Origin of the sequence: Lysinibacillus sp. GbtcB16, assembly GCF_019091145.1 — a bacterium.
Classification (GTDB): Bacteria; Bacillota; Bacilli; order Bacillales_A; family Planococcaceae; genus Lysinibacillus; species Lysinibacillus fusiformis.
Genome location: NZ_JAGXJV010000175.1, coordinates 1 through 375 on the forward strand (window position 1 = coordinate 1; position 375 = coordinate 375).

At 32.5% G+C, this 375-nt stretch carries 1 pseudogene; it reads left to right on the plus strand.

The annotated features are described in order from the left end of the window. A pseudogene (locus KVT27_RS23885) lies at positions 1 to 375 on the plus strand (ATP-binding protein); the annotation flags it as partial.

The following is a 375-nucleotide window of genomic DNA, read 5'->3' on the forward strand; positions in this document are numbered from 1 at the left end:
TTGAGAAGTATAAATCATCTATTGATCTTCATGAAAAGGTTCGAATTCAGAAAAAAATTCAAGAAAGTAAACGAAAATCAAAAGGAATTTCAATTACTGAAGAAATCGTACTCTTTCTTTTATCGATGGATATCGAAATAAAAGTAGCTCAGCGAATTGCGGATGCAGTAATAAAAAAACACAGTGAAGATCTTGATCGTGCAACAGCTATAAAGGAAGCGATGAAGCTTGTAATTATAAGTGAAGAGAGTATTGAGAAGGAAAGTGTTACAAGTATAGAGCGAAAAAATGTGAGTTCAAATGTCCTTTGCTTATTAGCAAAGGAAGCGAAAAAGAAAAAATTATCGGTGTACGAACACTTTTTGAACAAGGGAA